At 70.5% G+C, this 20,126-nt stretch carries 16 protein-coding genes; 12 read left to right on the top strand and 4 right to left on the bottom strand.

Annotated features, from left to right (window positions below):
- Positions 1-23: 23 nt before the first annotated feature.
- Entirely contained in the window at positions 24-689 is a 666-nt protein-coding gene (locus TSH58p_RS05515; protein WP_109070236.1) for an ATP-dependent Clp protease proteolytic subunit, read from the bottom strand.
- Between the two features lie 218 nt (positions 690-907).
- Here TSH58p_RS05515 and TSH58p_RS05510 point away from each other — a divergent pair, with 218 nt between their 5' ends.
- From TSH58p_RS05510 to TSH58p_RS05465, 10 genes are all read left to right on the top strand, one after another.
- Positions 908-1,696, top strand: a complete 789-nt coding sequence (locus TSH58p_RS05510) for a PHB depolymerase family esterase (protein WP_146205873.1) — start codon at positions 908-910, stop codon at positions 1,694-1,696.
- A gap of 102 nt (positions 1,697-1,798) precedes the next feature.
- Positions 1,799-2,653 carry an ABC transporter ATP-binding protein gene (locus tag TSH58p_RS05505; protein WP_109070234.1) on the top strand — a complete coding sequence of 285 codons (855 nt, stop codon included), beginning with the start codon at positions 1,799-1,801 and terminating at the stop codon, positions 2,651-2,653.
- A gap of 7 nt (positions 2,654-2,660) precedes the next feature.
- A complete protein-coding gene (locus tag TSH58p_RS05500; protein WP_109070233.1) occupies positions 2,661-3,470 on the top strand; it encodes an ABC transporter permease in 810 nt (269 codons plus the stop codon).
- Positions 3,471-3,521: 51 nt separating this feature from the next.
- Positions 3,522-4,541: an ABC transporter substrate-binding protein gene (locus TSH58p_RS05495; RefSeq protein WP_109070232.1), complete on the top strand. Its 1,020-nt coding sequence runs from the start codon at positions 3,522-3,524 to the stop codon at positions 4,539-4,541.
- Positions 4,542-4,662: 121 nt separating this feature from the next.
- Complete coding sequence (locus TSH58p_RS05490; protein ID WP_109070231.1) at positions 4,663-5,094, top strand: ArsC/Spx/MgsR family protein; 432 nt, start codon at positions 4,663-4,665, stop codon at positions 5,092-5,094.
- A 50-nt stretch (positions 5,095-5,144) separates the two neighbouring features.
- Positions 5,145-7,235, top strand: coding sequence for an ATP-binding protein (locus tag TSH58p_RS05485; protein ID WP_158282608.1), 2,091 nt, complete (start codon positions 5,145-5,147; stop codon positions 7,233-7,235).
- Positions 7,236-7,248: 13 nt separating this feature from the next.
- Positions 7,249-9,201 carry a response regulator gene (locus TSH58p_RS05480; protein ID WP_109070229.1) on the top strand — a complete coding sequence of 651 codons (1,953 nt, stop codon included), beginning with the start codon at positions 7,249-7,251 and terminating at the stop codon, positions 9,199-9,201.
- Positions 9,202-9,346: 145 nt separating this feature from the next.
- Positions 9,347-11,971, top strand: coding sequence for a response regulator (locus TSH58p_RS05475; RefSeq protein WP_247874049.1), 2,625 nt, complete (start codon positions 9,347-9,349; stop codon positions 11,969-11,971).
- Positions 11,972-11,985: 14 nt separating this feature from the next.
- Entirely contained in the window at positions 11,986-13,875 is a 1,890-nt protein-coding gene (locus tag TSH58p_RS05470) for a response regulator (RefSeq protein ID WP_109070228.1), read from the top strand.
- A 231-nt stretch (positions 13,876-14,106) separates the two neighbouring features.
- Positions 14,107-15,792 carry a methyl-accepting chemotaxis protein gene (locus TSH58p_RS05465; protein ID WP_109070227.1) on the top strand — a complete coding sequence of 562 codons (1,686 nt, stop codon included), beginning with the start codon at positions 14,107-14,109 and terminating at the stop codon, positions 15,790-15,792.
- A 28-nt stretch (positions 15,793-15,820) separates the two neighbouring features.
- On the opposite strand, the gene TSH58p_RS05460 is transcribed toward TSH58p_RS05465, so the two are convergent.
- Both TSH58p_RS05460 and TSH58p_RS05455 read right to left on the bottom strand, forming a co-directional pair.
- Entirely contained in the window at positions 15,821-16,693 is an 873-nt protein-coding gene (locus tag TSH58p_RS05460) for an alpha/beta hydrolase (protein ID WP_109070226.1), read from the bottom strand.
- 77 nt (positions 16,694-16,770) lie between these two features.
- Positions 16,771-17,415, bottom strand: a complete 645-nt coding sequence (locus tag TSH58p_RS05455; RefSeq protein ID WP_109070225.1) for a dienelactone hydrolase family protein — start codon at positions 17,413-17,415, stop codon at positions 16,771-16,773.
- Positions 17,416-17,570: 155 nt separating this feature from the next.
- On the opposite strand from TSH58p_RS05455, the gene TSH58p_RS05450 reads away from it, so the two are divergent.
- Positions 17,571-18,083 carry a cupin domain-containing protein gene (locus TSH58p_RS05450; protein ID WP_109070224.1) on the top strand — a complete coding sequence of 171 codons (513 nt, stop codon included), beginning with the start codon at positions 17,571-17,573 and terminating at the stop codon, positions 18,081-18,083.
- 22 nt (positions 18,084-18,105) lie between these two features.
- On the opposite strand, the gene TSH58p_RS05445 is transcribed toward TSH58p_RS05450, so the two are convergent.
- Complete coding sequence (locus TSH58p_RS05445; protein ID WP_109070223.1) at positions 18,106-19,587, bottom strand: FAD/NAD(P)-binding protein; 1,482 nt, start codon at positions 19,585-19,587, stop codon at positions 18,106-18,108.
- A 219-nt stretch (positions 19,588-19,806) separates the two neighbouring features.
- Here TSH58p_RS05445 and TSH58p_RS05440 point away from each other — a divergent pair, with 219 nt between their 5' ends.
- Complete coding sequence (locus TSH58p_RS05440) at positions 19,807-20,094, top strand: hypothetical protein (RefSeq protein ID WP_109070222.1); 288 nt, start codon at positions 19,807-19,809, stop codon at positions 20,092-20,094.
- Positions 20,095-20,126 lie beyond the last annotated feature (32 nt).

Genomic DNA, 20,126 nt, shown 5'->3' with positions numbered 1-20,126 from the left:
TGGACAGCGAAGCGTAAGGACCGTCAGCGGATCAGGTGGGTGACGATGTTGGCACCCACCGCCGCCAGATGATCGGCGTTGTCGCGGTAGTCGAGGCTGCCGGAGAAGCCGCCGGCGGCCCGCACCCGCTCGATCCAGGCGGGGGCGGCGCCGAGCGCGACCAGACGCTTCACCATCTGGTCGGTGGAGCGCAGCGTCATGCGGCCGTTCTCGGCCAGGCGCGGGGCGTGCACCATGAATTCCGCGGTCGGCGCGGCGTAGCGCGGGTAGCCGGCCAGATAGAGGCCGACGCACATGCTCTCGCAGGACTGCCCGCCGGCCACCCGGGTGGCGACTTGGCGGCCGGCCTGCCGTTCCGCCAGCATCAGGTCGATCATGCGGTAGCCCGCGGTCGTGAAGCCGCCGGGGCTGGACAGCTCGACCACCACCGGCTGACCCGCCGGCACGCTGCGCAGCGCGTCGGTGAAGCGCTGCTCCACGCCCGGCGTGATGATGCCGTCCAGCCGCAGCGTGGTGGAGTCCAGCTGATCGACGCGGACCAGCGTGGCGTCGGGGAAGTCCGAGGCGACGGGCGGCGGCGCCGGGTTCGGACGGTTCACCGACAGGCTGTCGGCGGTCGCGGCCCCGGACGAGCCGACGGCCAGCAGAAGCCCCAGAACCATCATGCGTGCAGTCGCGCGAACCGGCATCGAAACCTCCTTGCTCTGCGAAGGAGGGTGCCGGGAAATGCTTGCGTGATGGTTAACGCGGAGCCTGTCCGAACGTGCAACGTCCTTTGCCACAGGCTGTTTATGGAGGGAGTCGGTCGATCGGGCTGTGAATGGTGAAACAATTTTGCGCATTTTGCGCCGCGGCCATGCTGATTCTGTGGTCCTGTCAGGGCTTATCGGCAGAATTGGTTAATAATGTGGCGCCGCAGCAAAAGTCGCGCGGCTGCGGAGCGCCGGCCCCGGCATCGGTGCCCGACCATGTGACCCTGGATGGGGCGGCGCGCGGACTGATCGTGGCCGTGCCCGCGGACTACCGCCCCGACCGTCCGCACAGCCTCGTCGTCGCCTTCCATGGGCGGACCAACAGCAACGCCGAGGTGCGGCGCTACTTCGGCCTGGAGGGGCATGCGGAGGAGCCGGCGATCGTCGTCTATCCCGCCAGCCTCAAGGACGCGCGCGGCTTGAACGTCTGGTCCGATCCCGGCGACCCGCCGGACCGGCTGCGCGATTTCCGGCTGTTCGACGCCGTTCTGGAGAGCATGGCGGCGACCTACTGCCTGGACATGGGCCGGGTCTTCGTGGTCGGCCATTCGCTGGGCGGCTCCTTCGCCAACAGCCTCGCCTGTGCGCGGGGCGGGGTGATCCGCGGGCTGGCCAGCCTTGGCGGCGGCTCCGCGCGGCCCAAGGACTGCGGCGGGCCGGTCGCCGCCATGGTCCTGCACAACCCGCGCGACGAGCAGGTGCCGCTGTCCGAAGCCCTGCGCCTGCGCCGCGCGCTGCTGGCACAGGACGGGTTGCCGACGGGCAGCGAGCCGGACGAGCCGCACCGCTTCAACTGCCGCCGCTACGGCCCCGAGGGCGAGGAGAATCCGGTGCTGTGGTGTCCGCTGGCCGACGACCGGACGCGCAATGGCCGCTTTTACCCGCACCAATGGCCGCAAGGGGTCGGGCCGGCGATCATGGACTTCTTCGCGCGGCTGGATTGAGGATCATCGTCCGCAACAACGATTGTTGGCGACGCCCATTGCCGCCACCGTCTCATTCCGCCAAGATGCCGTGAAAACGAACATCAGGGATGGAACGCATCGATGTCAGACAGCGCCGCCGTGGCGGCCGCCCTGCGGACGGAGGGGGCGGACAAGGCCGCGCTCCGCCTGGACGGCGTGACCTGCACCTTTCCATCGCCCGACGGACGCGGGCAGACCTACACGGCGGTCCAGGGCGTGACCCTGTCGGTCGCCGCGGGGGAGTTCGTGTCCATCGTCGGGCCGACCGGCAGCGGCAAATCCACCATCCTGAACGTCGCGGCGGGCCTGCTCGCCCCCAGCGCCGGGCGCGCCCTGGCCTTCGGTCAGCCGGTTGACGGCATCAATCCGCACGCCGGCTACATGTTCCAGGCCGACGCGCTGATGCCCTGGAAGTCGGCGCTGGAGAATGTGGCCGCCGGGCTGGAGTTCCGCGGCGTGCCGCGGCGCGAGGCGGAGGAGCGGGCGCGCCCCTGGCTGGCCCGCGTCGGGCTCGACCGCTTCGGCGACCGCTACCCCCACCAGCTCTCCGGCGGCATGCGCAAGCGGGTGGCGCTGGCCCAGACGCTGATCGTCGATCCGAAGATCGTGCTGATGGACGAGCCCTTCTCGGCGCTCGACATCCAGACGCGTCAGCTGATGGAGAACGAGCTGCTCGACCTGTGGTCGGCGGACCGCAAATCGGTGGTCTTCATCACCCACGACCTGGAGGAGGCCATCTCCATGTCCGACCGGGTGCTGGTGCTGTCGGCCGGCCCCGGCGCGCGGCTGATCGGCGAGTACCGGGTGGACTTGGAACGCCCGCGCGACGTGGCGGAAATCCGCATGACCCCTCGCTTCCTCGACCTGCACCGGGAGATCTGGGGGCAGCTCCGCGAGGAAGTGCTGAAGGGCTACGCCCAAACCAAGCTGACGTGAGGACGCCATGGCCGTGGCCCGTGTGAAACGCCTGCCGAGCCGCCCGGTGATCCTGCTGCTGCAGGTCGCCGTGCTGGTCGGATTCTTCCTGCTCTGGCACGTCCTGACCGCGACGAAGATCCTGAGCCCCTTCTTCTTCGGCACGCCGCTGGCGGTGCTGGAGCGCACCTGGAGCGACTTCGCGTCCGGGGTGATCTGGTACCATCTCGGGATCACGCTGCTGGAGACCGCGCTGGCCTTCGCCATCGGCACCATCGCGGGCATCGCCTTCGGCTTCTGGTTCGCCCGCGCGCCCTTGGTCTCCATCGTCTTCGACCCCTACATCAAGGCGGTCAACGCGCTGCCCCGCGTGGTGCTGGCGCCGATCTTCGCGCTGTGGCTGGGCCTCGGCATCTGGTCGAAGGTGGCGCTGGGGGTGACGCTGGTCTTCTTCATCGTCTTCTTCAACGTCTACCAGGGCGTGAAGGAGGTCAGCCCGGTGGTGCTGGCCAACGCGAAGATGCTGGGGGCGAGCAACCGGCACCTGTTCCGGCACGTCTATCTGCCGTCCGCCCTGTCCTGGGTGTTCTCAAGTCTGCACACCGCGGTCGGCTTCGCCATGGTCGGCGCGGTAGTGGGCGAGTATCTCGGCTCCGCCGCCGGTCTCGGCTACCGCATCCATCAGGCGGAAGGGGTGTTCGACACGGTCGGCGTCTTCTCCGGCATGCTGGTTCTGACGATCTTCGTCGTGGTGATCGACGCCGTGGTGACCGTCATCGAGAGACGCCTTCTGCACTGGCGCCCGCAGGAGGCGCAGACGACCAACGCGCAGGGATGACCGCGCCATAGCATAGAAATTTGGGACGGAAAGAAACTTGGGAGGGAAGCCATGCGTATGAAAAGCGTGATCGCCGCCGCGGCGGTGGTCCTGGCCTTCGGGATCGGCGGGGCGAACGCCCAGCAGGTCGAGAAGAAGGACCTGAAGCTGGCGGTCGGCGGCAAGCCGCTGCTCTATTACCTGCCGCTGACGGTGGCGGAGCGGCTCGGCTACTTCAAGGAGGCCGGGCTGACCGTCGAGATCAACGACTTCGGCGGTGGGGCCAAGAGCCTCCAGGCGCTGGTCGGCGGCTCGGCGGACATCGTGACCGGCGCCTTCGACCACACGGTGCAGATGCAGGCCAAGGGCCAGCCGATCACCGCCGTCGCCCTGCTGGGCCGCTATCCGGGCATCGTGCTTGCCGCGGTCAACAAGGCCGGCACGATCAAGTCGATCAAGGAGCTGAAGGGCAAGAAGATCGGCGTGACCGCCCCCGGCTCCTCGACCAACTTCATGGTCAACTACCTGCTGACCCAGCACGGCATGACGCCGGAGGACGTGTCCTTCATCGGCGTCGGCGGCGGCCCCAGCGCGGTGGCCGCGGTGAAGCGCGGCGAGATCGACGCCATCGCCAACCTCGACCCGGTCATCAGCCAGCTGGAGGCCGACGGCGACGTCACCACCATCGCCGACACCCGGACGGAGAAGGGGACGCTGGACACCTACGGCGGGCCGTACCCGGCGGCGGTGCTCTACACCACGCCCGACTTCATCAAGGAGAATCCGAAGACCACCCAGGCGCTGGTCGACGTCTTCGTGCGGACGCTGAAGTGGCTGGACCAGGCCAAGACCGAGGACGTCCTGAAGGTCCTGCCGCCGGAATACTTCCTCGGCAACCAGACGCTCTACGCCCAGGCGTTCGAGCATTCGAAGCCGACCTACTCGCCCGACGGCCGCTTCTCCCAGGAGGGGGCGGAGGCCGCCTACAAGGTGCTGAAGGCCTTCGACAAGGCCGTGGCCGCGACGGACATCGACCTGTCCAAGACCTACACCAACGCCTACGTCGAGGACTCGCTCAAGCGCATCAAGTGATTGGCGAACAGCCGATCCGCTCGACAATCCGGGGGTGCGACATTCCGTCACCGGCGCCCCCGGTCTCTGCGCCGGTAGACTGGACCTAATTCGTCCTGTTTCGATGCGGAGCACCAACCCCATGACGGAAGTGATCTTTTACGGTCTGTCCGGCTGCACGGCGAACGCCAAGCAGAAGCTTCAGCTCCAGGCCGCCGGCCACACGCTGGTGGAACGCGATCTGGCCGCCGAGCCCCTCACCGCCGAGACCCTGCGCCCCTTCTTCGGGGACCGTCCGGTCGAGGACTGGTTCAACCGCCGCGCCGCCGCCGTGAAGACCGGCGCGGTGAAGCCGGACGAGCTGGACGAGGAGTCGGCGCTGGCCGCCCTTCTGGCCGACCGCGACCTGATCCGCCGCCCGCTGCTCCAGGTCGGGGCGGACCGCAAGGCCGGGTTCGACCCCAACGCGCTGCACGCCTGGATCGGCTTGACCGCGTCCGGCGAAAGCTGCGACGACAAGCATTCGCGTGGCGTCTGCGACCACGGCCATCACCATTTCCCGAAGCAGGGCTGAGCGCGGAATCAACTGGCGGGGGGCCGGGGGGAATGGTTGAATGCCGGGTTATGGACCGGCCCGACCAAGAGCTTGCGGAACTCCTCGACACCCTGGGCGCGCGGCTGTCCGCCGCGCCGCCCGGCGCGCTGGCCCCTCTGCGGGAGCCGTTGCGGGCGCTGCGCGACCGGCTGGACGCCGTCCTGGACGACCCGAAGCCAAACCGGCCGATGGGCGGCGGCGAGGCGCATTTCCGTGCCCTGCTGTCCGACGCCATCGGCTGCGTGTCCGAGGGCTTCGTGCTGTTCGGCGCCGACGGGCGGCTGGTGCTGTGCAACGACCGCTACCGCGCCGCCTACCCGTTGCTGTCCGATCATCTGGTCCCCGGCGTCCGCTTCGCCGACCTGCTGCGGGTCGCGGTGGAGCGGGGGGCGGCCGGCGACGATCTGGGCGATCCGTCCGACTGGATCGCCGAGCGGCTGAACCGCCACACCCGCAGCGGGCCGCCGACCGACCACCGGCTCGGCGACGGGCGCTGGTACCGCATCAGCGAGCACGCCACGCGCTTCGGCGGCGTGGTCAAGATCCTCACCGACATCACCGAGTTGAAGCGCCACGAGAAGGCACTGGCCGACAGCGAGGCGCGCTACCGCCGGCTCGTGGAGATGGCGCCCTACGGCATCCTGATCTGGGACGGGCAGCGGGTGCGCTTCGCCAACCGCTCCGCCGCGCTGATCCTGGGCAGCGACGATCCCGAGGCCATGCTGCGCATCCCCCTGGTCGAGGCGACCGAGTTCGACGGGATGCAGCGCCTGTTCGACTGGCTGCCCCCGCCCGACGGCGGACTGGAGGCCCCGCCACCGGTGGAGGCCCGTTTCGTCACCGCGCAGGGCGCTCTTCGCGAGCTGGAGGTCGGCATCCACCCGTTCGCGGTGGAAGGGGAGGCGGCGTGGTTCCTCGTCCTCACCGACATCACCGGCCGCAAGCAGGCGGAGCGGGCGATCCAGCAGGCGCAGAAGATGCAGGCCATCGGCCAGTTGGCCGGCGGCATCGCCCACGAGTTCAACAACATGCTGACGGCCATCGGCGGCTTCGCCCAGATGGCCCGCCGCGCCCCGCAGGACCGGCCGCGGGTCGAGCAATGCCTGACCGAGATCGTCAAGGCGACCGACCGCGCCTCCGGCCTGACCGCCCAGCTTCTCAGCTTCGGGCGGCCCGGCCAGACCGACGCGGCGCGCCCCGTGCGCGTCGGCGCGGTGATCGACGATCTGCGCCGCTTCCTCGGCCCCACGCTGGGCGAACGCCACCCGCTGCGGATCGACGGTGCGGGCGGCGGGGCGGTGGTGACCATCGACCCGGCCCTGCTGCACCAGTCGCTGCTCAACCTCGTGCTCAACGCCCGCGACGCCATGCCGGAGGGCGGACCGATCACCATCGCGGTGGAGCGGCCGGACGATGTCGGCGTGACCATCACCGTCGCCGACACCGGTTGCGGCATCGATCCGGCGGTGATCGACCGCATCTTCGAGCCCTTCTTCACCACCAAGGAGCCGGGGGCGGGAACCGGGCTGGGGCTGGCGCTGGTCTACTCCACGGTCGCGCGGGCCGGCGGAGGCGTGGAGGTGGACACGGAACTGGGGCGCGGCACCGTCTTCACGCTCCGCTTTCCGGTGGAGGACGCCGCGGAGCCGCAGGACGCGGACGCCCCCGGCTTGGATGACGCCGTCTTCCTCGACGCGGAGGACGGGGAATTGGAAGGGCTGTCGATGGCCGCCACCGTCCTTCTGGTCGAGGACGAGGCGCAGGTGCGCGACTTCATCCGCCTGACGCTGGAGGACATGGGCATGCGGGTGGTCTGCGCCGCCGATGGCACCGAGGCCCTGCGCGCCTACGCCGACCATGGCGGGGCCTTTGACCTGCTGGTGACCGACCTCGTGATGCCGCAGCTCGGCGGGGCGTCGGTGGCGCGCGCGCTGCGCCGGGAGAATCCGGACCTGCCGACCGTCCTGATGTCCGGCTACCCGCCGGAGACGGAAAGCCTGGACGACCTGCTGGCCGACCCGCCGGCGGACCCAATTGCGGACAGGCGCCGCATCGTCTTCCTGCGCAAGCCGATCAACCCGGACGAGCTGGCCGACACGATCCACGCGCTGCTGATCTGATGGCGGGGCATCGATGAACGCCGCACCGCCGCCTTCCCCGCTCCCGACCGACGGCATTCCCATCGGCGTCTACGACGTCGACGCGCTCCTCGGCGAGCTGAGCGGCGACGCGCCGGAGGAGTCGCCGGAGTCCGCCGTCTGCGTTCGGGTCGAGGAGATCTTCGCCCCCGCCGCGCGATTCCTGATCGCGGAGGAACTGGCGGAGTTCCTGGAGGCGCGCGGCATCACCCCCACCGAATTCCTGCACAAGGTCGAGCCGCAGCGTTCCTTCCTCGACTGGCCGCGCCGCGCCCAGGTGCTGGAGCGGGTGGCGCAGCGGCAGGCCCGTCCCGGACGCCGCTCGCCCGCCATGCGGCTGGAGGAGCTGAAGCGGCTGGAGCAGGAGGTGCTGGCCTTCACCGCCCGGCGCGCCCACAGCGGCGCGGCCCTGTCCATCGACGCCAAGCAGTTCGCCGCCACGGTGGCGCAGAGCATGACGCGGACGCCGGGCTTCGCCGGGCGCCACGCCATCGATTGCTGGCTGTCCGCCTGGTTGGGCGAAGGGCGCAACCACGAGCTTCGGCTGGTGCGCATCCTGTCGCTCGACGGTGACGGGCTGTCCGGCGAGGGCATCGCCATCCTCGACCAGATCGTCGGGGAGATGCTGGCCAACGGGCTGGTGGTCGAGGCGCTGTTCGGCTGGGCGGACGGGCTGCGCGGCGTGCTCGACGCCATGGCGATGGTCTGGCGGGGCGAGGCGCCGTCCCACCCCGACGCCCCGGCGGTCCTGCACCGCCTGTCCGCCTTCGTCGCCCGCCATCAGGCGCGCGCCGCCCGGCTGGGGCTGGAGGCGGGGGTTCACCACGCCCTGCTCGGCGACGCGCCGCTGTCCGGCACCAAGGCGGAGCCGAACAGCGTGGCGGCGGTGCTGGACGAGCTGTCGGCGATCAGCCTCCTCGCCGCCCGCCTGACGGTGAAGGGCGGGGTGATCGGCGGGGAGCGCACGACCCGGCTGATCGACCGGCGGGTGGCGCTTCTGCTGTCCGGCGCGCGGCTGGAGGCGGTGCTGCACGCCAAGAGCCACTATGCCCGCATCGTCGATCTTCTGGCCTTCGAAGGAGCGGTGTCGGGGGAGCGCAGCCGGCGCATGATCGTCGCCCATCTGCGCCGCCATCTGGAGGCCCGCGACTTCACCCAGCGCCTGTTCGAGACGGCGCGCACGCCGCGCGCCCGCATCAAGGCGCTGGCCGACCTGCAACGGCGGGTGCAGCGCTCCACCCTGCCGGACGGCCTGCGCGAGCGCTACGTCCGCATGCTCGACGAGATCCAAAACACCTTCCTGCGCACCAACAAGGTCTTCGCCCGCATCGCCAAGGACCGTCCGCCCCACGTCGACGAGGTCATGGAGTTCGCCAGCCTGCTCGCCGAGGGCGCCTTCACCGAGGGGAAATGCGTGGCGGCGGCGCGCGAGCTGGTCGGGCATCATGTCCGCTCCACCGCCTTCCTGCGCGGCTACCTCGCCCGCTGCAAGGACGCGACGGAGCAGCGGGCCGAGCGCTTCGCCCATTTCTTCGCCACGCTGGCCGGCGCCGGCCTGCCGATGCGCGCCATGAACACGCTGCGCGTCCTGCTGGCCGACGACGAGCCGGCCGCGCGCGGCTATGTCGAGATGATCCTGCGCGACCTCGGCATCACCGAGCTGACCATCGCCCAGGACGGGCGCGAGGCGCTGACCCGATTCGAGGAGGGGCAGGGCGCCTTCGACCTCATCGTCTGCGACTGGAAGATGCCGCGCCTGTCGGGGCTGGAGTTCCTGAAGCTGGTCCGCGCGGTGCGGCCCGACATGCCCTTCCTGATGGTCACCGCGCTCGCCACCATCATCGCGGTGGAGGAGGCCATGGCCCACGACGTCACAGCCTACATCGCCAAGCCTTTTTCTCCAGAACAGCTCGAAGAGAAGATCCTGGTTCTGGTGAACCGGCGCTGAGCGGTGGAAATCGTATGCTCACGGTAGAATCCGATCGTACGAAGGCGAACAGCGAAACCCGCTGTTAACGGCTCCCCTCCTATTACGGGTCTATGCACAGCGCGCCTTGCGCGGCGGTACACCCATGACGATGGAGCGGAGCTCCGTGGATCTTTCCGGCCGGGGCGGGCTGCCCCCCACCGACACCGACCTTGACGTCCGTGCCGCCCGGCCGGCCGGGGATGCGGCGCCGCGCCGCGGGCTGGGCGGGTTGACCGACCTGCTGTTCCTGATGCTCGGCGCCGCCGGCCTGCTGGCCGTGATGATGCCGGAGGAGGGACGCGACCGGCTGATGCTGCCGCTCGGCGTGATGACGCTGGCGATGGCGGCGCTGGCCGTGCTGTCGGTGCGCCGCGCCCGCGCGGCGGCGGCGGCCCTGGACCGCTCCGCCCGCCTGCTGCGCGCCGCCAACGAGGAACTGGCCGCCAGCCGCCAGCGCTTCCGCGACTTCGCCGAGGCCGCGTCCGACTGGTTCTGGGAAAGCGCCCCCGACCACCGCTACACCTACGTGTCCGAACGCCTGCCGGAGATCCTCGGCGGCGATCCGGCGCCGGTGTTCGGCGATTCGCTGCTCGACCTCGGCGCCCTGGTCGAGGACACCGACACCTGGCTGGACCATCTGGCCGACATCGAGGCCGGGCGGGCCTTCCGCGACCTGGAGGTCACGCTGCGCGACGGGGCGGGCGACACCCGCGTCTTCCGCATCAGCGCCCAGCCCTTCACCGACGCGGACGGCCGGTTCGCCGGCTACCGGGGCACCGGCATCGAGACGACCGCCGAGACGCTGGCGCTGGTCGAGGCGCGCTTCATGCAGTCGGTGGTGCACGACGCGCTGTCCAGCATCTCCGAAGGCTTCGTTCTGTTCAGCCCGGACGACCGGCTGATCTTCTGCAACGAGCGCTACCGCAGCGCCTACCCGAACCTTGCCGACGTGCTGGTGCCCGGCACCGCCTTCGAGGACATCCTGCGCGCCGCCGCCGAACGCGGTGGTTACGAGGGCGACGACCGCGAGATGGCGAACTGGATCGCCGAGCGGATGAAGCGCCATCTGCTGCACACCGATCCGGTGGACGGGCGTCTGTCCGACGGTCGCTGGTACCGCATCAGCGAGCACGCCACCGGCTCCGGCGGCATCGTGAAGATCCTGATGGACATCACCGAGCTGAAGCGGCGCGAGGAGCAGCTGGCCGGTCAGACGGAGCGGCTGGAGGCCACCGTCAGCGCGCTCAGCGAGAGCGAGAAGCGCTATCGGCAGCTGGTCGAGCTGGCGCCTTACGGCATCGTCCTCTGGGACCGCCGGGCCATCCGCTTCGGCAACGCCGCGGCGGCGTCGATCCTGGGGGTGGACGGCAGCGGCGGGCTGGAGGGGCTGGACCTCAACCGCTTCATCGTCGAGGCGGAAACGGTGACCACGCGGCTCGGGCTGGGCGCGGAGGGCGAGCAGCAACGGGTGGAGTGCGCGATCGCCCGCCCGTCCGGCGAGCAGCGCCATGTGGAGATCGGCGCCTTTCCCGCGGTCTACCAGCGGGAGGCGGCGGTTCTCCTGGTGCTGAACGACGTGACCGAGCGCCGCCGCGCCGAGGCGGAGCTTCAGAAGTCGCAGAAGATGGAGGCGGTGGGCCGCATGGCCGGCGGCATCGCCCACGAGTTCAACAACATGCTGACCGCCATCGGCGGATTCGCCCGGCTGGCCGAACGGGCGCCGGACGATCCGGCGCGCGTCACCACCTGCGTGCGGGAGATCGCCAAGGCGTCCGACCGGGCCGCCGCGCTGACCGCGCAGCTTCTCGACTTCTCGCGCCGCCGTCCGTCCGACGAGACGGAGGTGGTGGCGCTGGCGCCGCTGGTGCGCGACCTGAAGATTTTCCTGAAGCCGCTGATGAGCGCCGGCATCGATCTGGACATCCGCATCGGCGACGAGGACGCCCACGCCGTCGCCAACCCGGTGATGCTGAACCAGGCCATCCTGAACCTCGCCCTCAACGCGCGCGATGCGATGCCGGACGGCGGACGGCTGACCATCGCGTTGGACAGCGCCCTGCCGGACGGCGCGTTCTTCGGGCGCCACGGCGCGCTGGCGCACGGGCGCTACGCCGTGATCCGCGTCATCGACGAGGGCTGCGGCGTGCCGGAGGCGGTGCGCGACCGAATCTGGGAACCCTTCTTCACCACCAAGGAGCCGGGCAAGGGCACCGGCCTCGGCCTGTGGATGGTCTACGGGACCGCCCGGCAGGCCGGCGGCGCCGTGGAGATGGAGGCCGGACCGGACGGGCGCGGCAGCGTCTTCTCCATCCATCTGCCCACGGTGCCCGCGCCGGTGAAGGCCGGTTCTCTGGCCGACGGGCTGGGGCTGGGCGAGGACGAGGGGGCGGCCATCCTGCTGGTGGACGACGAGGAATCCGTGCGCACCTATGTCCGTCTGGCGCTGGAGGAGGCCGGTTGCACGGTGACGGAGGCGGTGGACGGGCTGGACGCGCTGGAGCGCTGGGACGAGTGCGGCGGGCTGTTCGACGCCGTGGTGTCCGACATGTCCATGCCCCGCATGAACGGGTTGGAACTGGCCCGCGCCCTGGCGGAGCGCAATCCCGACCTGCGCATTCTCTTCCTGACCGGCTACGCGTCCCATGAAACGGCGGCGGACATGACGGCACAGCCGGGCCGCCGGATCGTCATGAAGCCCGTGGCCCCGGACCGCCTGATCGAGGCGGTGCGCGGGCTGCTGGCCGAATGAGACGGGGTTAGGGCATGGCATCGGACCAGAGCATCGCGGACGGCCGGGATAGCGGTCGTGATCTGGACACGGACGGCGGAGGCGACACCGCCGTCTGCCGGACCCCGGAGGACTTCTACACCCCGCAGGGCCGCGACAGCATCGGCCGGCATTGCCAGCGCTATTTCGACGAGAACGCGCTGACCCCGACCGAACTTCTGCACTCCCCCCGCCACCAGCAGAGCCTGTCCAACATCCCGACCTTCGTCGCCATTCTCCAGCAGGCGGAACGGGCGATGGACCGCAAGGGCGCGCTGACCGCCCTGGTCAACGAGGTCGCCCGGCTGACCCGCGAGCGGCTGAAGGACGCCCAGCCGCCGGACCTGACGCCGGCCACCTACGCCGCCACGGCGGAGCGGCTGATCGCCTCCCGCGACGCCTTCACCGGGCGCTTCCTGGTCGACGCGGCGCTGACCACGCATCTGTACCAGGGCCGCAGCTTCGCCGAAAAGGCGCGGCTCCTGCTGGAGCTGGCGGACGGTCTGGAGGACGCCGACGCGCTGGCGCCGCTCGACCGGCTGCTCGGCGAGATCCTGCGCAGCGACACCGGCACCGCGTCCTGTTCCCTGGACGCGCCCTTCGTGGACCGGGTGGACATGATCGTGTCGCTGATCGCCGGGGACAAGCCGCTGCCCGACGAGGCGCCGCCCGTCTTCCGGGGTCTGGAGACGCTGGTGCGCCGCACGGCCATGCCGGTGCTGAGCGACAGCCTGATCTTCGCGCTGCGCCGTGAATTGTCGAAGCCCGACCGCTTCACCATCACCAGCGCCGGCGACCTGTTCGGGGTGGAGGCGGTGCAGCGGGAGATCATGGCGCTGAGCCAGGTGTCCCAGCGGCTGCGCACGGGGGAGGGCTATTTCGGCGGCGCCCGGACGGAGGCGGCGCTCCAGCGGCGCAGCGCGCTCCTCGTCAACGAGGACACGCTGCCCGAGATCACCAAGGGGCGGACGCTGATGCAGAAGCTCCGCATCCTGTTCGTCCTGCAGAGGATGCCGCTGTCGCCCAGCGCCGAGCGGGCGGTGAACGGCTATCTGACCCAGTTCTTCGACGGGCGGGATTTCGCCGGGCGCCTGCTCGACTGCTGGAAGGAGAAGACCGAGAAGCTGAAGGGGCTGGCGGAGGTCCAGAAGCTCGTGCTCGACAGCGCCTTCGCCGAGGACGCCCGCGAGCACATGGCCGGGCAGATCGACGAGATCCAGAACGCCTTCATCCGCACCCAGCGCCTGCTGAGTCCCCTCCAGGGCAAGGACGAGCCGAACCCCGACACGGTGCTGGAGATGGTGCGGATGGCCGGCGACGGCGCCTTCTGCCGCGGCAAGAGCCGGGCGGCGGTCGCCAAGGCGCTGTACCGGCAGGTGCACCGGCCACGCTTCGTGCGCTCCTTCCTGCTGGGGGCCACGGGTGGCAAGGAACGTTCGGCCCGCGCCTCCTGGATGCGCGGGGCGCTGGGGGTGATCGGCGTGCCCTTCATCGACCTCGGCGCCATCCGCGTGCTGGTCGTCGACGACGAGGAGGGGCCGCGGCGCTTCGTCGAATCGGTGCTGCGCGACCTCGGCATCGGCCACATCGACACGGCGGCGGACGGGCAGGAGGCGCTGCTCCGGCTGGCCGGGGACGGGGCCTACGACCTGATCGTCTGCGACTGGATGATGCCGAAGGCCAGCGGTCTCGACGTGCTGCGCCGCGTGCGCGAGGTGCGGCGCGATCTGCCTTTCCTGATGGTGACGGCGCTCGCCACGCTGAAGGCGGTGGAGCGGGCGCTGGCCCACAATGTCAGCGCCTACATCGCCAAGCCCTTCACCCCGGAGCAGCTCGAAGAGAAGGTCTTCCTCGTCCTGACGCAGAAATCGGCGCCCGGCGCCTGAGCGGGACATCAAAATCCGGCGCCCGAATTATTTTATAACCCTTGCGGGTCATCAATTTTTCGTCGCAGAAGGCAAAAGAACCTCGGCAGTGGATGCAATGATACTCGATCTTGTTTATAAATATCTAAATAAAACTATTAATAAATAAGTCACGATTGCTTCGATAGCATTCCGGCAGAGGAAGGCCCGCGTGCCACCGCTCATCGGCGCTGATTTGTCGGAAGGGTTGTCATGTTCGATAATTTGTCCATCCGCTCGAAGCTTTGGGGGTTGGTGGCTCTGGCGAGCGTCGCGTCGGCCGCCATTGTCGGCGCCGGCCTCTGGCTGAACTACCAGCGCATGCACGCGGACCGCATCCAGTCCCTGCGCTTCATGGTCGAGGCCGCCCACAGCATGGCCGCCGCCTACGAGGCGGAGGCCGCCGCCGGGCAGATCACGCGGGAGGAGGCGCAGGCCCGCTTCAAACGCTCGCTCCTCGGCATGCGCTACGGCGGGCAGGAGTATCTGTTCGCGATCACCCTGGACGGCTTCGGTTTCGCCCACCCCAGCCCGAAGCTGATGGGGCAGGACGTGTCCGGCGTGAAGGACACCAAGGGCGCGCCGATCCTGATGGACATGGCGCGGATCGCCAAGACGACGGGGGAGGGAACCTACGGTTACTTCTGGAACGTCGCCCCGAACAGCGACGAGACGGCGGCGAAGCTGTCCTACATCAAGATTTTCCAGCCCTGGGGAATCTACATCGGGACGGGCGTCTTCATCGACGACATCCGCAGCGCCTTCCTGGGCACGCTGTGGACGGTTCTGGCGGTGGCGGGTCTTCTGGCCGTGCCGGCGGTCTGCCTGATCGCGCTGGTCGGGGTGCGGCTCAGCGCCACGATCCGCAGCCTCAGCACCCGCATGCACGCTTTGGCGGACGGCGACCACTCCGTCGCCTTTCCCGAGGCGAGCCGCCGCGACGAGATCGGCGCGATGGCCAGCGCCGCCCGCGTGTTCCTGAGCAACGCCGAGGAGAAGAAGCGTCTGGAGGCCGATCAGGCCGCCGCGCTCCGCCGCTCGGAAGAGGACAAGCGCCGCACCCTCGCCGGCCTTGCCGAACGGTTCGAGCGGAGCGTCGGCGAGGTGATGAAGGCGGTGTCGCACGAAACCGAGGCGATGGAGCACGAGGCCCAGGAGATGACCCGGGCCGCCGGGCAGACCGACCGGCTGGCCGGCACGGTGGCGGCGGCGACGGAGCAGACCTCGGTCAACGTGCAGACGGTCGCCGTGGCGACGGAGCAGCTGTCCGGCTCGGTGGGGGAGATCAGCCGCCGCGTCGCCGACGCCTCGCGCATCGCGCGGGACGCCGCCACCGCGTCGGAGCGGGCGACCGGCAAGGTGACCGGGCTGGCCGAGGCGGTCGGACGGATCGGCACCGTGGTCAGCCTGATCAACGACATCGCGGCGCAGACCAACCTGCTGGCGCTCAACGCCACCATCGAGGCGGCGCGCGCGGGCGAGGCCGGCAAGGGCTTCGCGGTGGTCGCGGGCGAGGTGAAGAGCCTCGCCAGCCAAACCGCCCGCGCCACCGAGGAGATCGCCGCCCAGGTCGCCGGCGTCCAGTCCGCGACCGGCGAGGCGGTGGCCGAGATCGGCGGCGTGGCGCGGGTGATCGAGCAGGTGAACGGCATCGCCACGATCATCGCGTCGGCGGTGGAGGAGCAGGGGGCGGCGACCCAGGCGATCAGCCGCAACGTGCAGCAGGCCGCCGAGGTCACCCGCGAGGTGGCGCGCGACATTTCCGGCGTCACCGCCGCCGCCGGGCAGTGCGGCACGATGGCCTACGCCGTGCTGGAGGCGTCCCGGCAACTGGCCCAGCAGTCGGAGGCCCTGAACGGCGAGATCGGCGGCTTCCTGCGGACCCTGCGCACGCAGTGAGCGGCGGGACGGGCGCGCGCCCTGCCGGTCAGTCGGCGGCGGCGCGCGTGCCGGTCTCCGGCACCGTGTCCGGGACCGCTGCCGGCGCTGTTCTCTTCGGCGCCGCCGTCTTCGGCACGGTCGTCTCCACCCAGTCCGCGATGTGGCGGGCGACCGCTTCCCAGCCGGGTTCGAGCATCATGCAGTGCCCCATCGCGGGGTAGAAGACCGGCTCCGTCCGGAAGGCGCGGGCGGTGGCCGCGACCTGGTCCCTGGGGATCAGCCGGTCCTCCTCGGCGCCCAGCACGGCCACGGGAACGCCGCGGGCCGGCAGCAGCGGGAAGGGGATCCAGCCGCCGATGTCCAGAAGCACGCGCTGCGATTCCTCCTGCATCAGCGGTTCGTAGCGCTTGGCCAGCTCCAGCGGCACTTGGTCGGAGAACATGGCGCGGCGCACCGCCTCCGGTTCGATGCCGTTGGCGAAGGTCATCAGCATGCCCATCTGCTGGAACACATAGGGGTCGCTCCAGGCCAGCCGCAACGTCGATTCCAGCAGGCCGTGCGGCGGGGCGGAGGCCATCAGGACCGCTCCGGGGAAGCGGCGGCGGATCAACGTCCGCTGGACCACCATGCCGCCCATGGAATGGCCGATCAGCACCGGCGGGGCCGAACAGGCGTCCACGGCGGTCAGGACATCCTCGATGTAATCGACGATGCCGAAGCTGTTCAACCGCTCCCGCCCCTCGCTGGCGCCATGGCCGCGCAGGGACACGGCGTGGGCCTCCCACCCCTGCTCGGCGAACCAGGGCAGGAAATGCTCGTCCCAGATCCAGCCGCCGCAGAAGGCGCCGTGGACGAACAGCAGGGGCACGGGCTTGGCCGGTCCAGCGGGGAGGCGGCTGAGGATTTCGAGCTGGGGCATGGGCGGTCCGATCCGGATGCTGCGATGCGGTGGGGAAACCAGAGGTAGCCCGCATCGCTCCCGCTGTCGACCCGCGCTCAGCCGTTGGCAGCCTTGAGCAGATGGGTGGTGAACCAGGAGCGCGCGGAGTCGGCCACCTGATCCAGTTTCCCCGTCTCCTCGAACAGGCGGCCGGCCCCCGGCACCACCTCCAGCGCCTTGGTGCAGTGCAGCCGGGCGAAGGCGTCGGTGTTGAGGTCCAGCGCCGGGGCGTCCTTGCCGCCAACCACCAGCAGGGTGGGGGCGGCGACGGCGTTCAGCCACTCCTCCGCCAGATCGGGGCGCCCGCCGCGGCAGACCACGGCGCCGATGCCATCATGCTCCGCGGCGCGCCCCGCCGCGATCAGCGCCGACGCCGCCCCGGACCCGGCGCCGAAGAAGCCGATGGGCTTGCGCTCCACCGCGGTGGTGGCGCGCAGGTGGCGGACGGCCAGCAGCAGGCGCTCGGACTGGCGGTGGACGTCGAACTGGTTGGCCGGGTCGGCCTTCTCCCCCTCGGTCATCAGGTCCATCAGCAGCGTGGCGAATCCCGCCTCGCGCAGTCGCGCGGCGACGCGGACGTTGCGCGGGCTCGTCCGGCCGCTGGAGGTGCCGTGGGCGAAGATCACCACGGCCTCGAAACCGTCGGGAGCCCCGAATTGCCCCGCAAGGCCGAGCGGTGGAATGTAGAGCGTCGTCTCCATGCGCCTTTCCCCCTTTCGTTGGGCCTTGCCTCGATGAGGTCCCCGGCCGGTGGCTTAACAGGCCGGATGGCCGGTCCGTGCCCGATGGCCTACAGTGACGGCTCCGGACCGATTCCAGAGATCGGTATCGATCCACGGTGAAGGGAGACCCACCTTTGTCAGACAAGGCCCCCGCCGGCGCTCCGCCCGCCGAATCCGCCGTCCCGCCGGAGGCCCCGGTGCTCGACCCCGCCGCCATCGGGGCGAAGCTCGGCGCCACCGACTATCCGGAGCCGTTCCGCGCGGCGGTCGCCGGGCGCCTGCGCAAGCGGCTGGGCAACCCGCTGGGAATCACCAGCTTCGGCGTCAACCTGACGCGGCTGGAGCCGGGCGCCGCCTCCGCCCTGCGGCACTGGCACACCCGCCAGGACGAGTTCGTCTATGTGCTGGACGGCGAGCTGACCCTGGTCACCGACGCCGGCGAGACGGTGCTGCGTCCCGGCATGTGCGCCGGCTTCCCGGCCGGACGGCCGGACGGTCACCAGCTCGTCAACCGCTCCGACGAGCCGGCGACCTATCTGGAGGTCGGCGACCGCACCGCCGGGGACGAGGCGCACTACCCGGACGAGGACCTGCGCTACGACAGCGTCACCGATCTCTTCACGCACCGCGACGGCACACCCTGGTGAGCGGGGTGGGAGCCCCATCCGGTCATGGCACCGCCCGCGCGCGCAGCAGCGACAGCTCCGCCAGAGGGTAGGCGGGCCGCCGCAGCTGGGCGATGTGCCGGGCGGCCTGGGCGCATTGGCTGCGCAGTTCGGGCACCGCGGTCATCTCCCAGAAGGGCGGCCGGCTGATTGGGCCGAGCGCGAACAGCCGGTCCGACGCCTGACCGTCCTCGCCGATCAGGGCGCCGTCCACCGTGACGTCCAGCCCCAGCCGCAGCGGGTCGGGCCGCGCCAGGCCGCGCGTCAGCAGCGCCTTCACCAGCGGATGGCCGATCCGGCTGAAATCGCATTCGGTGCCGGTGGCGTTGACGATGGCCCCCACCGTCCGGGTCCAGACGGTTCCCTCCGCCCCGCGGGCGCGGACCGTCGCCTCCACCCCGTTCGGGACGGGAGTCAGCGTCTGCAGGCGGCCGGCGCGGATGGTCAGGCGGCCGTTCGCGCAGAGGGCGGCGATGCGGGCCGCCACCTCCGGCGCGATGCGGTGGCGATGGACCTCCCAATAGGGGCGGACGTGGCGCAGGAAGCGCCGCCGCTCCTCCAGCGGCAGGTGGCTCCAGATCAGGTGATGGTAGGGGCGCAGCGCGTCGAAGGCCGACCGCCAGTCGAACCCCGTCTCCCGCGCGCGGCGGACATCGGCCTTCAGGGCGATCATCACGTCCAGCACGGTGCGCGGCATCACCTGCGGGTGGATGAAGCTCTTGAAGGGCCGCACCTCCTGGTGCGTCTGGGGCAGCAGGCCGCGGCGCGACAAAGCGAGGATGGGGCCGCGGTGCCCCTGGTCCTCCAGCGACAGGACGGTGTCGACCATGGTCAGCCCGGTCCCCAGGATCAGCACCGGGGCGTCGGGGGCGATGGTGGCCAGCGCCGGCCAATCCCAGGGCGAGGCCACATAGCGGCTGGAGGCGTAGACCTCCGGCGCCGGGACCGGCGGCGGCGAGGGGGCGAAGTTGCCGACGCACAGAACCGCGGTGTCCACCGACAGGCTGGTCCCGGTGCCCAGCCGCAGCCGGGTGCCCCGCGCGTCCGACGCGATGTCCACCGCCTCCGCCTGCGACACGGTGAGCGAGACGTGGGGCGGGGCGGCGGCCACGGCCTCCCGCAGGACGTCCTGGATGTAGGCGCCGTAGCGGGCGCGGGAGACGAAGGCGTGGCCGCTGGGCGGCACCGCTCCGGCCCCGCCGTCTTGCGCCCCATCCTCTTGTGCCCCGTCGTCCCGGGCCCACAGCCAGCGCAGGAAGTGCCGCGGGTCGTCGGGATAGGCGCTCATGTTGTAGGCGCGCACGTTCAGCAGATGCGCGGCGTTGGGCGTGGAGTAGGCGAGCCCGGCGCCGACGCTGGGCGTGCGTTCGATCAGGTGCAGGCTGGTCGGCTCATCGGCGCAGCGCATCAGGTGCGCGGCGAGGACGCTGCCGGTGAAGCCGGCCCCGATGATGGCGATGCGGCGTTTCGAAGGGCGTGCTGACAACGTCGTCGCTCCTCTGCTCTGGCCGTTCGAAAGGGGCGGTGATCCGGTGCCCTGGCGCCGGAAGGCCCGGCCGGCCACTGTTCGGTGCAGGATTGTGCAGGTCAACCGCTATTCCGGCGTAGGATAAACCCCTGGCACCGCCGCGGGATTTATGGTTAACAAGAAATTAACTATAAGCGGGGATGGTTTCGTACGTTCGAACCATGTACGGCAGGACCGATGCGCGACCACCCCCTCCGACCCGTCCACACCATCCCGTCCAATGCCAATCCGGCTCCGTCGGACCGACGCGAACCCGACGTGCAGCTGGCCGCCATGGTGCCGCAGAGCGTCAAGCGCGCCGTCCGCCGCCGCGCCGAGGAGGAGGGAACGACCGTCCGCAGCGTGCTCCTGCGCGCCCTGAAGCACGCCGGGATCGCCGAGGTGGACGAATCGGAGATCGCCGACCGCCGCATCGCCGCCGGTGCCGAACGCTCCGGTGCCTGGAAGGCGACGCGCACCCGTTGACGGGAAGGTCGGGCTTCGCGCACCGTCACACG

Source organism: Azospirillum sp. TSH58, from assembly GCF_003119115.1.
Lineage (GTDB): Bacteria > Pseudomonadota > Alphaproteobacteria > Azospirillales > Azospirillaceae > Azospirillum.
Note: the sequence above shows the minus strand (reverse complement) of the source record. Positions and strands in the feature narration are given on the sequence as shown.

Coding starts and splice junctions, on each gene's coding strand:
- TSH58p_RS05470 (WP_109070228.1), top strand. CDS start 11,986: ATGGCATCGGACCAGAGCATCGCGGACGGCCGGGATAGCGGTCGTGAT.
- TSH58p_RS05455 (WP_109070225.1), bottom strand. CDS start 17,415: ATGGAGACGACGCTCTACATTCCACCGCTCGGCCTTGCGGGGCAATTC.
- TSH58p_RS05460 (WP_109070226.1), bottom strand. CDS start 16,693: ATGCCCCAGCTCGAAATCCTCAGCCGCCTCCCCGCTGGACCGGCCAAG.
- TSH58p_RS05490 (WP_109070231.1), top strand. CDS start 4,663: ATGACGGAAGTGATCTTTTACGGTCTGTCCGGCTGCACGGCGAACGCC.
- TSH58p_RS05440 (WP_109070222.1), top strand. CDS start 19,807: ATGCGCGACCACCCCCTCCGACCCGTCCACACCATCCCGTCCAATGCC.
- TSH58p_RS05480 (WP_109070229.1), top strand. CDS start 7,249: ATGAACGCCGCACCGCCGCCTTCCCCGCTCCCGACCGACGGCATTCCC.
- TSH58p_RS05505 (WP_109070234.1), top strand. CDS start 1,799: ATGTCAGACAGCGCCGCCGTGGCGGCCGCCCTGCGGACGGAGGGGGCG.
- TSH58p_RS05485 (WP_158282608.1), top strand. CDS start 5,145: ATGGACCGGCCCGACCAAGAGCTTGCGGAACTCCTCGACACCCTGGGC.
- TSH58p_RS05465 (WP_109070227.1), top strand. CDS start 14,107: ATGTTCGATAATTTGTCCATCCGCTCGAAGCTTTGGGGGTTGGTGGCT.
- TSH58p_RS05515 (WP_109070236.1), bottom strand. CDS start 689: ATGCCGGTTCGCGCGACTGCACGCATGATGGTTCTGGGGCTTCTGCTG.
- TSH58p_RS05500 (WP_109070233.1), top strand. CDS start 2,661: ATGGCCGTGGCCCGTGTGAAACGCCTGCCGAGCCGCCCGGTGATCCTG.
- TSH58p_RS05495 (WP_109070232.1), top strand. CDS start 3,522: ATGCGTATGAAAAGCGTGATCGCCGCCGCGGCGGTGGTCCTGGCCTTC.